At 46.9% G+C, this 14340-nt stretch carries 14 protein-coding genes and 1 riboswitch; of the genes, 3 read left to right on the top strand and 11 right to left on the bottom strand.

Features of this window, described 5'->3' with window-relative positions:
* Window positions 1–58: 58 nt before the first annotated feature.
* The 7 genes from F3H20_RS20270 to F3H20_RS05415 form a co-directional block, all read right to left on the bottom strand.
* Window positions 59–184 (bottom strand): hypothetical protein, encoded by a 126-nt coding sequence (locus F3H20_RS20270; protein WP_262501600.1) that lies wholly within the window; start codon window positions 182–184, stop codon window positions 59–61.
* A 101-nt stretch (window positions 185–285) separates the two neighbouring features.
* Window positions 286–1125 (bottom strand): PTS mannose transporter subunit IID, encoded by an 840-nt coding sequence (gene manZ / locus F3H20_RS05440; RefSeq protein ID WP_149733930.1) that lies wholly within the window; start codon window positions 1123–1125, stop codon window positions 286–288.
* A 20-nt stretch (window positions 1126–1145) separates the two neighbouring features.
* Window positions 1146–1955 carry a PTS mannose/fructose/sorbose transporter subunit IIC gene (locus tag F3H20_RS05435; protein ID WP_149733929.1) on the bottom strand — a complete coding sequence of 270 codons (810 nt, stop codon included), beginning with the start codon at window positions 1953–1955 and terminating at the stop codon, window positions 1146–1148.
* 34 nt (window positions 1956–1989) lie between these two features.
* Window positions 1990–2475, bottom strand: coding sequence for a mannose/fructose/sorbose PTS transporter subunit IIB (locus F3H20_RS05430; RefSeq protein WP_149733928.1), 486 nt, complete (start codon window positions 2473–2475; stop codon window positions 1990–1992).
* A gap of 1 nt (window position 2476) precedes the next feature.
* Window positions 2477–2899, bottom strand: a complete 423-nt coding sequence (locus tag F3H20_RS05425) for a PTS sugar transporter subunit IIA (RefSeq protein ID WP_149733927.1) — start codon at window positions 2897–2899, stop codon at window positions 2477–2479.
* Between the two features lie 286 nt (window positions 2900–3185).
* On the bottom strand, window positions 3186–5957 hold the full coding sequence (locus F3H20_RS05420; protein WP_149733926.1) for a sigma 54-interacting transcriptional regulator: 2772 nt from the start codon (window positions 5955–5957) through the stop codon (window positions 3186–3188).
* Between the two features lie 257 nt (window positions 5958–6214).
* On the bottom strand, window positions 6215–7966 hold the full coding sequence (locus F3H20_RS05415; protein ID WP_149733925.1) for an ABC transporter ATP-binding protein: 1752 nt from the start codon (window positions 7964–7966) through the stop codon (window positions 6215–6217).
* A 375-nt stretch (window positions 7967–8341) separates the two neighbouring features.
* Window positions 8342–8524, top strand: a riboswitch (cobalamin riboswitch).
* A gap of 151 nt (window positions 8525–8675) precedes the next feature.
* Here F3H20_RS05415 and F3H20_RS05410 point away from each other — a divergent pair.
* From F3H20_RS05410 to F3H20_RS05400, 3 genes are read left to right on the top strand one after another with little or no spacing between them, the layout of a single operon-like run.
* Window positions 8676–9737 carry a TonB-dependent receptor gene (locus F3H20_RS05410; RefSeq protein WP_149733924.1) on the top strand — a complete coding sequence of 354 codons (1062 nt, stop codon included), beginning with the start codon at window positions 8676–8678 and terminating at the stop codon, window positions 9735–9737.
* A gap of 45 nt (window positions 9738–9782) precedes the next feature.
* Window positions 9783–10901, top strand: a complete 1119-nt coding sequence (locus tag F3H20_RS05405) for a TonB-dependent receptor (protein ID WP_188128207.1) — start codon at window positions 9783–9785, stop codon at window positions 10899–10901.
* A gap of 21 nt (window positions 10902–10922) precedes the next feature.
* Window positions 10923–12251 (top strand): PepSY-associated TM helix domain-containing protein, encoded by a 1329-nt coding sequence (locus tag F3H20_RS05400; protein ID WP_149733922.1) that lies wholly within the window; start codon window positions 10923–10925, stop codon window positions 12249–12251.
* 132 nt (window positions 12252–12383) lie between these two features.
* On the opposite strand, the gene F3H20_RS05395 is transcribed toward F3H20_RS05400, so the two are convergent.
* From F3H20_RS05395 to F3H20_RS05380, 4 genes are all read right to left on the bottom strand, one after another.
* Window positions 12384–12962 carry a hypothetical protein gene (locus F3H20_RS05395; protein WP_149733921.1) on the bottom strand — a complete coding sequence of 193 codons (579 nt, stop codon included), beginning with the start codon at window positions 12960–12962 and terminating at the stop codon, window positions 12384–12386.
* Between the two features lie 122 nt (window positions 12963–13084).
* Complete coding sequence (locus F3H20_RS05390; protein ID WP_149733920.1) at window positions 13085–13399, bottom strand: spore coat protein; 315 nt, start codon at window positions 13397–13399, stop codon at window positions 13085–13087.
* A gap of 11 nt (window positions 13400–13410) precedes the next feature.
* Window positions 13411–13638: a hypothetical protein gene (locus F3H20_RS05385; protein ID WP_149733919.1), complete on the bottom strand. Its 228-nt coding sequence runs from the start codon at window positions 13636–13638 to the stop codon at window positions 13411–13413.
* A 105-nt stretch (window positions 13639–13743) separates the two neighbouring features.
* On the bottom strand, window positions 13744–14079 hold the full coding sequence (locus F3H20_RS05380; protein WP_149733918.1) for a YddF family protein: 336 nt from the start codon (window positions 14077–14079) through the stop codon (window positions 13744–13746).
* Between the last annotated feature and the right edge of the window lie 261 nt (window positions 14080–14340).

The following is a 14340-nucleotide window of genomic DNA, read 5'->3' as shown; positions in this document are numbered from 1 at the left end:
AGCCGGCAAAGACCCTTCATAGGTCCTTGCCAGCTTCTTTTTTATACTCAGGTAACGTTTACTGTTGTAAAACCACGAATATATCACCGGCTGCTCCCTGTTTGGCAAGCAGCTTGGGCAAGCTGCCGAAGTCTTTTGCGTAGACCGGCGTAATTACGGCGATACGCAAGGCAGACTCAAGCAATTGCAGTTTTCCACAACGCCGCTATTTAAATCCAAACAACCAAAAGAACAGCCGATAGCGGCTGTTCTTTTGGTTTCCTATCGTATTTTTTGATCTATTGCCTATTTGACGGAAAGTATGCCAAAGCCATAGCCGATAATACCAATGGCGAACAAACCAAAAATAATCCAAATGGCGTTAATTTTCTTCTTCAGCAAATCCATACAAATAAAAGTAAGAATTAGCGGAATCAGACCCGGCATCAATTGATTCAAAATGTCCTGCACCGTCGTGGTTACCACTTTGCCGTCCTGCATAGTTATGGTGGAAACTACCAGCGGAATATTAACCGACGTCCACTTGCATACCAGCGCGCCCAGAACAAACAGCCCCAGGATGGCCGCCGATTCGGTCAGTTTTTGCAGACGATTGCCGCCCATATCCTTTACAACATCAGTGCCTTTTTTATAGCCATATTCAACGCCGTACCAGCGGACACCCAGTCTGACGATATTAAACAGCAGGAAGAAAAGAATCGGTCCGGCAATGCTGCCACCCAGTGCCAGCGAAGCACCTAACGCCGCTACCAGCGGACGCAGCGTGCCCCAGAAGATCGGATCACCGACCCCGGCCAGCGGGCCCATAAGCCCCACTTTGATCCCGTTAATGGCGCCATCGTCAATATCGGCACCATTAGCTCTTTCTTCTTCCATGGCTGCCGTAATTCCCAGTATCGGTGCCGTAACAAAAGGCTGGGTATTAAAAAATTCAAGATGCCGTTTTAATGCTTTCACCCGGTCTTCGCCCTGATATAAACGCTTAATAATCGGCACCATACTGAAGCAATAGCCCAAAGCCTGCATGCGTTCAAAATTCCAGGACCCTTGATGAAAATTGGACCGGATAAACATATTGAAAAGATCACTCTTAGTTAACCGTTTTTCCTGTTTTGCTGTGTCCATGCCTGCATTCCTCCTCTTCTTTAATCCAGTTCGTCATCCAGATCGCTGTCTTTAGCCGACGCCGATTGTTGCAGGGCCAAGCCACCGGCAGCAGCGTATTTCGGATGCAATTGAATATACAAAATAGCCAGCACAATACCAATGACACCGTAAGCAACCAGATTGAAAGAAGTAAATGCCGCTAGCACAAAGCCCAGGAAAAAGAACGGCATCAGGTATTTAGCTTCCATCATGTTAATAACCATGGCATAACCGACAACGACGATAAAGCCGCCGGCAACCTGCAGTCCCCCCGTTACGACCGGCGGAATGGCGGCCAACATAGCTTGAACGGCGTGGGTTCCAATGAACACAGCCACCAGTACGGCCGGAATAGCTACCCGCAGCGCCTGTACAAACAAAGCTAAGATATGGCAGATATCAATGCCACGGAAACTGCCTTTTTCGGCATACAGATCAGCCTGATGCTGAAAGAAAACGGTAATGGTTCTGGCAAAGATGGTCAATACCTGACCTGCTGCTGCCAACGGCATGGCAACGGCAATGCCGGCGCCAATATTCTGATGTCCGGCAATAACCAAAATGGTGGATATAACCGAAGCCAAAGCCGCATCAGGCGCCATGGCCGCACCAATGTTCATCCAACCCAGGGCAATCATTTCCAAAGTACCGCCAATGATAATGCCTGTAGTCACATCGCCCAGAATCAGACCAATCAGGGTGCAGGCAATAAGCGGCCTGTGAGTCTGAAACTCATCCAGCACACTTCCCATACCGCAAATGCAGGAAACGATAAAGATAAGAACAATTTGGATACCACTAATTTCCATACAAATTCCTCCTTATGATGTTGTCTGACTTTATTTAATGTCCGCTTTGTAACACAGACATCAAATCCAATTTAGAATCGGTAGTTACCTTTCTGATTTCCAGTTCCACTCCTCGGTTATGCAGTTCCTGAAATGCTTTGACATCTTGTTCATTGACGGATACGGCCTTGGTGATTTGCCGTTTCCCCTCTTTGAAGCTCATCCCGCCAATATTGACACTGGTTATTCCAACACCTCCCTCAACCATTCTCAGCACATCTGTGGGATTAGTGAACAAGAGCAACGCCCGTGCTTCCGCATACTTAGGATTATTGTAAACCCGGATGGCCTTGTCGATATCAACAACACTGGCCGTAATTCCCGGTGGGGCTACCTGGGTAAGCAGCGTCTTGCGAATGGTGTCCCGCGAAATTTCATCATTGCAAACAATAATTCTTTCACACTTGGTTTCCTTGGACCAGGTCGTCACCACCTGCCCGTGAATCAGTCTGTCGTCAATTCTCGCCAGCACAATGTTCATATTATAATTCCTCCTTATCGCTATCTTCTTCGGCAGTCACCGTCTCAAAAGCCCGAATCCCTTCTTTCCCCACCGTCTGGGCAACCTGTTTCGCTTCCTGCAGGCTTAGCGCCGGCGAACTTAAAATTTCCAGCAGCATGGGCATGTTAAGCCCCGCTACCACGCCGGCATTCTCAGCTTCCAGCGAAATTCTGCAGGCTGCATTATACGGACTGCCGGCAAATAGATCGGTAACGAAGAGAATCCCTTCCCTTACATCCATGGTCTTGATAACCGCTCTATATTTATCAACTAAAGAATCGGCGCTCTCACCGGCATCAAAGGTTACAGCCCTTACGTTTTCCCTGGTCCCGCAAACCATCTCGCACGATTTCAGGATTTCCTGCGAAAAACGGCCATGAGAACTTATCACAACAGCTATCATAACTACCCTCCTAGAACAAAACAAATGTTTTTCGTTTTCCGATCATACTATGTGCAAGCCCCATGCCAATTGCCTGTATCGAAACCCGTCCCGCCACTGATAGCAAGGCAAAATTCAGTGCCGGAACAAATTCCAATACACTATCAAATTCTTTTAATACACTTAATCAGAAAAAATACAAAAAAGAATATCAGCTTTTTAAAATGATTTTTCCGTGATCTCAGATAAAAAAACGATTCTTACCGCGTAACGCGGTAAGAATCGTTTTCCCTTGGCTGTAAAGCAGTTACAGCATCTCGGCAATATACAATATTTCATCCTCGGTCAATTCAATCCCTATCGTATCTTTGAAGACCTGAGCCGACCGTTTGATACCCTGCACATGGACAGGATTAATACGGCTCTTATCTCCCTTATAGATCAGTCCATCCTGAATGACCATCCGTTCCAGGGCACAGCCGCAATGAATCATCAGCTTGATTTCCATTGTATTAGTAAATTCCCTTTTTAAGGATTTTTTTAATACACTAATAAATTCTTCTAATACACTAATAATTTTAGCCGGATTTAAGTAGGTTAAAAACTGTTTCAGACTGTCTTCGCTCAGATTTTTCACAACAACATTCTGCTTCTTTTCCACTACGGAAAAATTGTTCCTGATGATATTTTTCAGTATCTTTTCACCCCGGCTGTTAATCAGCGTTTCCAGGGGCACAAACGGAGCGTCTATGCCGGGATTGACAATCCCCACCGACGCCAGGATTTTATGTTTTTGCTGAATTCTCTCCGCATTCTCTTTGATATTCTTGCTGCTCAGCGGAATGACCTCAATAGGATCATCCACCATATTGCCTAGAATGTCCTCCACCAGCTCTTTCAATTTGATCGCCGTGCCTTCACCGGAGGCGCAAATCGTTAAAATGACACCTTCGTTTTCGTAAGACCGTTTTCGCTGGCGGCTGCCGTAGCCTTGAAAATTCTGCAGGGCCGTGTAGATATCTTCCAGCTCCTGGCCAAATTCGTTGACCTTTCTGGCGGCCTCCAGGAGCAGCGGTGTGGAGACCATATCCAGCGTCCGTACTTTGACCCGGCATTTTTCCATAATCGCATCTTCAAAATTAGTTAAAGAGCCCATATCCACCAACAGCAGGATTCCCTTTATGCCATGGTTGATTTCCTGCACAGACTGGATAATCTTATCCAGAATATCCTTGGGGCTGACTTCCAGCGGCATATCCACCGCCACCATATTGTCATAGCCCAGCAGTTTTTGCACTACGTTCACCATAGAACTGGCTGTACTGTTGCCATGCATGGCCACAATAATAAAAATTTGCCCGCTTTGATCCACTTCATGGACCGAACTTAACAACAGTGTAAAATACTCCAGTTCCTCCTTGGGTATCGCCACATGATAATTATCCTCGATTAACGCCTTTATTTCCAGCGCCAGCTTGTATTCATCGGGATAATCCCGCACAGCGCTTACCACATTGGTATATTGCAAGGTCTGATTGCTTTCCAGACGGCGCAGCAAAGCACTGAGATGCAAACTCAGCGCATACAGAAACCGGTCCTGATAATCCCGTTTCAGCCGCTGTTTGGCCAACTGCTGGATTTCTTCAGCCAGTTCCAGCAATTTACGGTCTACAATTTTTAATATTCTTTGCCTGGTGCTCAAGTGGGTATTAAATTTGTTGTAGAAGGACTTAATATGGAGGTTGATATCGGCCATGATAAAATTCTGGATCAGTTCGTCCTGCACGCCTTCCGCTTTCAGCATAGCGGCTTTGCCTTCGATAATCTTGTACAAATTGAACGGCGGTTCATAAGGGTCGTCTTCCACCAGCACCTTATATTCCTGATGACTGACGATAATTTCTTCCTCAATGTGTTTGTCCAGTTCAAGCATTTCCTGGCGCCTGGCCCCCAGGGTCAGCAAGCCGCTCTTAAAATGTTCCGGCAATGATTTAAAATCAATCTCAATATAGTTTTTATTAATCCCGTTCACAAACGCTTTGGCACAAACTAACTGGATGTTGGATTTCAATTGCCCGATATTGCCGAAAGATACGCTGGCAATCAGCGCTTTGACCGCCTCCGACGTAATCCTGATCGGCTTATTCACCCGGTGCGCCTCATTGGTCAGCAGGAATTTCAGGATATCCACCTGCTCCCGGACGGGACGCTCCTGCAGAGGAGGAATGGTAATTACGATCGGGATGCGACGAATGAATGTTTTGATTAATGACGAGGTATGTTCTTCGGTTGTCGCGCCAATGATGAGCACCCTGGCCCGGCGCTTGCGGTCGGTTTCGCCCAGCCGGTTATACGTGCCGGTATCCATAAAGTAAAAAATCATTTCCTGGCCTTCCGGCGGCAGACGGTGAATTTCATCGAGAAACAAAATCCCGCCGTTTGCTTCTTCAACCATCCCTTTTTTATCGGCGTCGGCGCCGGTAAAGGCTCCTTTCACATGACCGAAAATATGCGATACCAACAGTTGCGGATTATTATAGTAATCGGCACAGTTAAATACCTTAAACGGCGCGTTTTCCTTAAGGCGTTCACAAAATTTCCCGTAATTGTACATCATATTGACAAACAGGGTCTTTCCGACGCCGGTTTGCCCGACAATTAAAGTATGCAGTCCGTTGGGCGGGTAAAGGATGGCCGCCTTGGCCTGTTCCACCTGGCCCTTTAAGCTGCCGTTTACGCCGATCAAATGTTTAAAGGGGTTTTTCTCCAAAAAGACATCTTCGTTCTCGTCAAGCAGTTCTTTCAGGCTGCTTACTTCAACCGGTTCCGGCCCCAGCTTTTTTCCGCACAAACGCTCCAGCGTCTCTTTATCGAAATACAAGACCGGTCTGCCTTTAATCTTAATAATCCTGCCCATTTTAAATAATACGTTCAGTTCCATACTGACATTGTTCCGTAAAATGCCCAGCCGTTCCGAAATAGCGGCTGCGTCCACGCCGGCCTCGCCTAACAGTTGCTCCAGAGTATACTCGTTTGACTGTTCGCAAATATACTCATAAATTTTTTCAATTCGCTTCACAAGATTTCACTTCCCTTCCGATAAGCAAGCTAACTCCCTTTTCCGTTCGCACTACGCAAAACAGGCAAATAAAAGTAAAGTTTACAAGTTTTGCAATATTTTTATTGTAATACTTATAAGCAACTTACCGCAAGATGCGTCAAAATAAAAAATCCGGCAATTGCAAAGAGGACTGTTTCAACCCTATATTGAAACAGTCCTTTTCTTTCTCTATGCCTTTCTTTACTTCCGTTGCAGCCGGCCAAATTCCGGTCATATCAGTCCGGCTGCAACTCATCCAATCCTTCAAACTGCATATTGTAATACTTGGCGTACAGACCGTTTCTCGCCAGCAACTCCTCGTGATTGCCCCGCTCCTGAATTCCGTTCTGATTGATAACGATGATCTCGTCAGCATTGCGGATGGTGCTCAGACGATGGGCCACTACAATGGTCGTCCGGCCCTTGGAGAGCTTTTCCAACGAAGCCTGAATATAGCGTTCGCTTTCATTATCCAGGGCAGACGTAGCCTCATCGAGAATAAGGATGGATGGATTTTTCAAAAATACCCGGGCGATCGCCAGTCTTTGTTTCTGTCCGCCCGACAGACGGGTACCCCGTTCACCCACATAGCTGTCATAACCCTCTGGAAGACTGATGATAAAATCGTGAATGTTGGCATGTTTGGCCGCCTCCATGATTTCCGCTTCCGTCGCCTCGGGCCGGCCATAGGCGATATTCTCCCGAATCGAACCGGCAAACATATAGACATCCTGCTGTACAATGCCAATGGCACTGCGCAGCGATTTCAACGTAACGTCCCGCACATCCTTGCCGTCAATCAACACAGCACCGCCGCTGACATCGTAAAAACGTGGCAGAATGGAACAAAGCGTTGTCTTGCCGCCGCCTGACGGTCCCACCAATGCGACTGTTTTGCCGGCTTCAATAGAAATATTCACATCGTCAAGCACTTGTGAGTTTTGATTATAGTGAAACGATACGTTCTTATACTCAATATTTCCCTTCACTTCCCCCAGCGGCATGGCATGGGGCTTCTCCAAAATCTCCGGCGTGGTGTGAATGACCTCTAAAAACCGCTTAAACCCGGAATAGCCCCGTTGAAACTGCTCGGTAAAGTTGATCAGCACATCAATGGGATTCATAAAAATCCCGATATACAAGGCATACACCGCCAGGTCGGACCCCCGCAATGCTCCCTCGGCCACAAAGTAGCCACCGCTGACTAAAACCGCTGTATAAAGCAGACCCTGAAACAGTCCATTGCCGGCTTGAAAGGTTCCCATAATCTGATAGCTGCTGATTTTCGAATCCAAAAACTGTTCATTGCTGTCACAGAACTTCTCCCGCTCCAAATCCTCGTTAGCAAAGGATTTAACCACCCGGATGCCGGCCAGGCTGTCCTGTACCCTCGCATTGACGCCGGCAATCTTTTTCCGGTTATCCATAAACACGGCCTTCATCCGGCGATTCTTATAGATACTGAAAACAATCATCAATCCGGTGACAACAGCCAGAATCAAGGTCATCTTAACGTTTAGAAAAAGCAGCAGGGCAAAAGAACCGATGATTTTCAGACTGCAGATAAACAGGTTCTCCGGTCCATGATGAGCCAGCTCGGAAATATCAAACAGGTCGGATACCAGCTTGGACATCATCTCCCCGGTATTGTTACGGTCATAGTAGGAAAAGGACAGCCGCTGGTAGTGGTCGAATAAATCCTGCCGCATGTCGCTTTCCATGTGGGCGCCCATAATATGGCCCCAGGTGGTAATATAATACTGACATGCATACCGGATACCATACAGAAAAAACATACCGGCAGCGATCCAGCCCAGAATCGGCAAAATTTCCGCCGCGCTGCGGACAAACACGTAATGAGTCAGATAATACAGAATCTGGGGAAAGGCAATATCAACCAATGCCACCCCGGACGCACATGCCAGATCGATAAAGAAAATTCGCCGGTATGGCTTATAATACTGAATAAAACTGGACCAAATCGACATAGTTACCTCCATTGTACACAAACTAAGCAGCGCTCGAGACCGGCAGCAGGTCCCGTAAAAAGCGCTTTCAGGGAACATTCCGTGTAGTTGAAAAACACCCCTTGTCTCCATCTTACCATATTCCTCTAGGCAAGCGCAAAAAGAGACAGAATTTCCCCTCAAAACAAATAAGAACCGCCTGTCTTCCGGCGAACGGTTTCTTGCCATTATTCCATCTGTCAACTCTTCTGAACACTATCCTGATGTGGCAAATGCCACGGGTCCTGCATTTCGTTTTATCCAAACCGGCCTAAGATCATAGCAAATTTTGTCGAAAATACATTGACAACAGGAAAACCAACTGATACGATAACCCATAGTAAAGATTGAAAAAATTTCATATGGTTTGAAACAGGTGTCCGAAAGGACTTAATAGGGAAGTCTGATGTAAGGTCAGCGCGGTCCCGCCACTGTATCAGGGAGCAAATTCGCAATTATGTCACTGGGGCTACAGCCTTGGGAAGGCGCGAAGGAGCTATGAACTGGAGCCAGGAGAACTGCCTGTTTAGCAATCACCGTTTGACCTGCGAGCGATGGGAAGGGGATTTACTTATTGTGAATATGAACAATGAGCTTTTTCTTTGCATGGGAAAAGCTCTTTTTTATTTGCTTCCGGTCAGAGGTATGGTTGCTTTTATTTCAAAATTGACAGAGGAGCGAAAAAGACACCATGTATTCTACTACAAAAAAATCAGGGATTATGCTGCTGGCCTGTATGGCAATAGCCACATCGGTACAAGCAGCTCCGCCGGAAACAGCTTCGCCAGAGACGGTGGCAACAGAAAGCAACCGGGAGGCGGAAGGAAAAGCAACAGAGTCAGACCAAATTCCCGAATATACCTTCGACGACTTTATCGTTACAGCAACCAGAGTCGCCAAAAGACTTAAAGATGTACCGGCCAACGTGACGGTTATTACCGCTGAGGATTTAAAGAAACGCAATATTTTCAGTTTACGGGAAGCCTTGCAAAATGAAGTCGGCCTGTATGTGAAACCTACGGCAGAAGTGAAGGATGCCCTGTCAATACGTGGCTTTGGCAGCGGCAATATTCTTGTCTTGTACAACGGCCAACAGATAAATACCTCTTTTGACGGCAGTGTAGCCTGGGATTCCTTCCCCATCAGCGACGTGGAAAGAATCGAGATTGTCCGGGGCGCCGGTTCCTCGCTCTACGGCGGACATGCAGTTGCCGGCGTCATCAACATCATTACCAAAAAGCCGGCTCCGGCCAGCGGTGAAGTAAAGACCGATCTGACCCTGTCAACAGGCAGCAACAATACCTGGCAGCGGGGAATTAGAATTGGCGGCAGCACCAACGATAAGCTTTCCTTCAATACCGGTTATGAAAAGCGTTCTACAGACGGCTATTCCGGTTACTACGTTACACCTGGTAAGACTATAGGTACTCCCACCCTAAATGTAACACTCCCCAAACTTGGCAACGGGACCTATCTACTTGGCGGTCGCGGCGAAAAAAGCAAGCTAAGCGAAAATTACTTTCTTGACCTGAATTACCTGCTGGATACCACTAAAACCCTGTCCTACTCATACATGCATAACAACTACCAATATGCCTATCACAACCCTTTCACCTACGCTTATGACGGCAGCGGCAATCCTCTCTTCTACGGTACTATCCGGACTCAGGACAATACCTATGTGACCTTATCCCCTTCCGCTTATCTGGGCTATGTTGGCGAAAGAGAGCAGGACCTTCACAGACTGAAATAAGAAGACACAGAGAATAAGATCACTGTCGGGCTGGGTCTGTCCGATGTGACGAAAGAGGGCTACAGTCAAGCCGGTTCCTCCGCCAACTCAATCAACTGGACAGGCAGCGGCACCTTAGCGATGTATCCCAGTAAAAACTATAATCTGGATGCCCAAAAAACCTGGGATTTCAACCGCCATACCATCGTCTCCGGCTTTAGCTGGATAAAAGAAAAAATGACTTACAGTTCTTACGCGCTGAGTCACTGGCGCGACTGGAGCACCGTGGGAGCTTTAACCACCCAAAGCGAAGGTTCCACCAACTCCTGGGCCGTTTTCACTCAGGATGAATATGCCGCTTCCGACCGCTGGACCATGTATACCGGCTTGCGCCTGGATCAGTACAATAAAGAAGGCGGCTACTGCTTAGTCAGTGGCAGCAAACAGGATTATCCCTCTGCCGAATTCACCGAGCTAAGTCCGAAACTAGCCTTCGAATATGCCCAGAACGACCGCACCAAGTACTACGCCAGTTACGGTCATTCCTTCAATCCCCCGACAATCTATAAGTTATACCGCCGGGCTGGCACTGACATGAGTTCCATACAAGCCAATCCCGATCTAAAGCCGGAGACCTCAAACACCTTTGAAATCGGCATGAAGCAGCAAATGGATCAGAAAACCTCACTGGGTGTCACCCTGTTCCATGTGAAAACGGAAGATAAAATAGTTTCAGCAATCAAAAATTCGGTAAAGGCTTACTATAACTTAGACAGCGGAACTGCCAAAGGTATCGAATTTGAACTGAAGAGCAAAATGACGCCAACCTGGTCTTCCTATCTTAACTATACCTTTGAAAGCGGTGAAAATACGTCCAGCGGCCAAACGACCCGCAACTGGGATATTCCCAAGCATTTGCTGCACGCTGGCGTGGAATATAGCAAAAATAAAGTGAACTGGCTAACCGATGCGCAATATGTCAGTGAACGGCAAAGCCCGGATCTGTCTACCGGCGAATATAATTCCGAAGATGCCTTTTTTGTGATAAATACTTCGCTGAATTATAAACTGAACGACCAGGCTACCCTTCAGTTCGGCATCCAGAATCTGTTTAATCGTAAGTTCTATGCAACAGAAGCCACCAGCGGCAGAACCTATAGTCTAAGCATGAATTATTCCCTCTAACCGCATCGGAGATATAAAATTATGAAATATGTTTACCGTATCCATCGCTGGACCAGTTTGATTTGCGCCCTCTTATTCCTGCTGCTCTGCCTGACAGGACTGCCGCTTTTATTCAAAGAGGAAATCAACGAATGGAATCAACTTCGGCCGCCGGAAAATCCGCAGCCCTTGAGCTATGCCACCCTTTGGCAGGGGCTGGAACAAGGCATTCAGACCATACAGGCAGACTATCCGCAAAAAACGATCAAAACCATTTCCGCTAAGGCCGATAAAGGCGATCTTATCTTTCGTCTCCAGGACCTGGAGGATAAAAAACATCCCTCAGCAGCTAATACAGCAAAAGAAGTACAGCTTGCCTATCATGTGCAGACACAGACTTTTACCGATCAAAGCACCCTCTCACTAAAATATCCTGCTCTGCAAGATTGCCTGCAATTACTCAGCTCGTTGCACGTACGTTTAGGGTTAGGCAGGGAAGGAATGCTCTTTTTAGGCTTTTTCTGCCTGCTAAGCTGCCTGTCTCTTTTATCAGGCTGTTGGCTTTATGCCCCTCCCCTAAGAAAACTGGCAGCGGGCATGCTCAGGAATCACTCCCGCCGCATTTTCTGGTCCGACTGGCATAAACTCACAGGGCTGGCAGCCGGGATGTGGGCTCTGGTATTATGCCTGAGCGGGGTGATGATCGTCCTATTTTCTTTAGGCTACAGCTCCTATCTCACTGCAGCACGCAGTGAAGCAGCGCAGCAGCTACCGGCTTACAGTCAAAACCAGGTAACCGTGCCACCCTGGACAGCACTGCAAACGGCCAGTCAGGCCCTAGACAACGAAGCTGTCATTTTTCTCAAAATGCCGGAACCGAAGAGCAATCTATATACCCTTTATATCAAGCCGCTAGCGGCAGGTCCGGATGACTTTATGGGACAACCCCTGTTTGTTGCCGCGTCTGCCGGCGAAAAGAGCGGCCCTGCGTCCTGTTTTCGCAAGCCGCTTCCCTGGTATTTACCGGTTACCGCCGTGTTTGTCAATTTACACACTCACAATCATGCTTTACTGGCGACAAAAATCATTTGGTCAGTTTATAGTCTCATCACCATGGCCATGATTATCTCCGGCATCTGTGTCTGGCTGACCCGTTGGAACAATACCGTCTATCGTCAGGCTCCCCCTTTAACAGTACCCGTCATGGTAAAATCCGGCTGGGCTATCCTGTCCATATTCGGCCTTCTCCCGCTGGGAGGACTCGCTGTATCACTGTACGGCGGTTATTTCGAGCTGGCCGGTGCCCTGGCTCTGTTCCTGCCACTGCTGCTGTTTGCCATGATGTGGTATAAGAACAAAATCACAAGCTGACTCTCCATAGGTTTATTACAAATAACTTGCTGCTTTACTGCGGCATAACAAAACTCTCATCCCTACGGATGAGAGTTTTGTTATGCCTGCCTGTTAATCGAGACCGTAAGCAGGTCTTTTAATTATCATTGTCTATAAATAGGTCATAACTTTTTGGTTGGCATCATCCAGCGCCTGGTTCAAGGCCTTGGTGATCGGATCTTTGTAGCCGGTATAACCAAATACCGCTTTATTTTCGGACAACCCGGTCACCTGGAAGGATGTAACCTTATCCTGCCCGGCATTATAGAATTTATAACGCAGCTTGGTCTTAGTTACCACTTTATTCTGAAAGTAACTGAGATGTCTGGTCGTAATCAGTTCTGAAATCTCCATAGCAATAACATAATCGGCATTGGTTTGCCTAGCCACCGTCGCTAAGACATCCTTGTCGGGAAGTTCCATATTAGAGACATCATAGCCTGCTTCATTCAACGCCTTTTGTACTTCCACTAAAGGAACCCGATGAAAATTTTGATTGGAGTATTGTTCAGTATATTTGCCGTTAACGATTTCCTCTACATACCCTGCCTTCTCCTCGGTTGAATTAAAGTACGGCACAATCGCGATATTGTATACTTTCTGTGAATCAGGAGCTTCCTGGGCTAATACGCTGTTTCCCATAACAAGAGCGAGTAAACAAAGAACTGTTAGAAGAACGTTTTTTTTCATAACAACACTCCATTCAAAATTAAAGTTCCCTTTGATTATACCCAGAATTCCCGGTCACATTTTGTCGAAATAAATACCTACCACAAACAAAACCTGTCCAAAAGCTGGACAGGTTTTGTTTGTTATATACTGTGCTGATGCTCGGAAGGCAGTACTTGCAGCGAATGAGTTAATACGCTTTGCAATTGCCGATTGGTTTCATCATAAGGATTCATCCAGCCTTTATGCAGCATTAGGTTAAGAAGCTGCCCGTGTCCCATTAACATCTCAGAACTAAATTCGCTAAATAACTGCCTGACCTCCGGGGTCACAGCCACTACAGCAGCTGAAAAATAAGCATTGGCCGTCCCGGCTGCGCTTACCGCCGCCATATAGGCCATCGTCTGGTCCGATGCCATATCGCCCGCGGAAAATATCGACCCTATTAATGATGCCATAGTATTCACCTCTACTGAATAGTATTCCGTTGGATATTAGGAACTATATTATTTTCGGCAATAAACTCCTGAAGCCTGGCTATTCGTATCTCGGTTGCCTTAATTCCTGACTGGGTTACACTTATTAAATCCTCATCCTTCATATTCATTAAACTGGTTTTAGCCATGGATAAGGCATGCATTTCGCCTTCCAGACTTTTGGTTAACGCCAGGATTTCAATAGCGGCAAGTTGTCGCATCAGGCAATCCCTCCTTTATGGATATCCTTCCCCGAAATATAAATATAATCCGTCAGGGTAAAATGGCTACGGGCGGCAAAAAGACCGTCTTACGACGGCCATGTGCTAAGAAATGCGCGATAACAGTTGAAATTGATAACCGATTTTTTCAATCTCAGCTTTAGTGAGAACTACGCCTTCCGGCGAGCGGCGGTTCAGCTTAAACACAAGGGCATCCTGCCCCGCTGCTTGCTGAAAATTAATCCGGTTAAAACTAATCTTCCGATTAAACAATTCAGTCAATAGCTCGGCCGTAGCCTCATGCCCCACGGCCGAAACAATCTCCGGCGCACCTTGCACCAGATCTATGGCTTCCTGCAAACTGATCGTCCGGCAGGAATACTTCCCGTCTGCCGTCACGATAGGGCCATTCAAAATAGCAATCGGTTGACAATTTGTCATGGATCATTTCTCCTTACCTGTACTCCTAACCGGTCCAAGTGGTCTGTCTACTTTGAAAGTGTAAAAGAATCCCCGTGAATTTTTGCAAGATAAGGCGGAGGAGGCGCCACATCGGACATATGTAAGCCGGCAATAACAAAGCATTGCGGGCAAAAGCCCGTTTTCAGAGTAGACAGAGCACTAGAAGTCGGACATTATCATTAGTATACCATAAAAGGTCCACTAAGTATCACCTGATATAACCAGCTATTACAAACTCGA

The organism is Propionispora hippei DSM 15287 (assembly GCF_900141835.1).
Classification (GTDB): Bacteria; Bacillota; Negativicutes; order Propionisporales; family Propionisporaceae; genus Propionispora; species Propionispora hippei.
The sequence above is the reverse complement of the archived record's forward strand: the minus strand, read 5'-3'. Positions and strand labels throughout refer to the sequence as shown.

Bases quoted from the DNA above. Each gene is read 5' to 3' on its own strand.
- manZ (WP_149733930.1), bottom strand. From the start codon at position 1,125: ATGGACACAGCAAAACAGGAAAAACGGTTAACTAAGAGTGATCTTTTC.
- F3H20_RS05435 (WP_149733929.1), bottom strand. From the start codon at position 1,955: ATGGAAATTAGTGGTATCCAAATTGTTCTTATCTTTATCGTTTCCTGC.
- F3H20_RS05430 (WP_149733928.1), bottom strand. From the start codon at position 2,475: ATGAACATTGTGCTGGCGAGAATTGACGACAGACTGATTCACGGGCAG.
- F3H20_RS05425 (WP_149733927.1), bottom strand. From the start codon at position 2,899: ATGATAGCTGTTGTGATAAGTTCTCATGGCCGTTTTTCGCAGGAAATC.
- F3H20_RS05415 (WP_149733925.1), bottom strand. From the start codon at position 7,966: ATGTCGATTTGGTCCAGTTTTATTCAGTATTATAAGCCATACCGGCGA.
- F3H20_RS05410 (WP_149733924.1), top strand. From the start codon at position 8,676: ATGTATTCTACTACAAAAAAATCAGGGATTATGCTGCTGGCCTGTATG.
- F3H20_RS05400 (WP_149733922.1), top strand. From the start codon at position 10,923: ATGAAATATGTTTACCGTATCCATCGCTGGACCAGTTTGATTTGCGCC.
- F3H20_RS05395 (WP_149733921.1), bottom strand. From the start codon at position 12,962: ATGAAAAAAAACGTTCTTCTAACAGTTCTTTGTTTACTCGCTCTTGTT.
- F3H20_RS05390 (WP_149733920.1), bottom strand. From the start codon at position 13,399: ATGGCATCATTAATAGGGTCGATATTTTCCGCGGGCGATATGGCATCG.
- F3H20_RS05385 (WP_149733919.1), bottom strand. From the start codon at position 13,638: ATGCGACAACTTGCCGCTATTGAAATCCTGGCGTTAACCAAAAGTCTG.
- F3H20_RS05380 (WP_149733918.1), bottom strand. From the start codon at position 14,079: ATGACAAATTGTCAACCGATTGCTATTTTGAATGGCCCTATCGTGACG.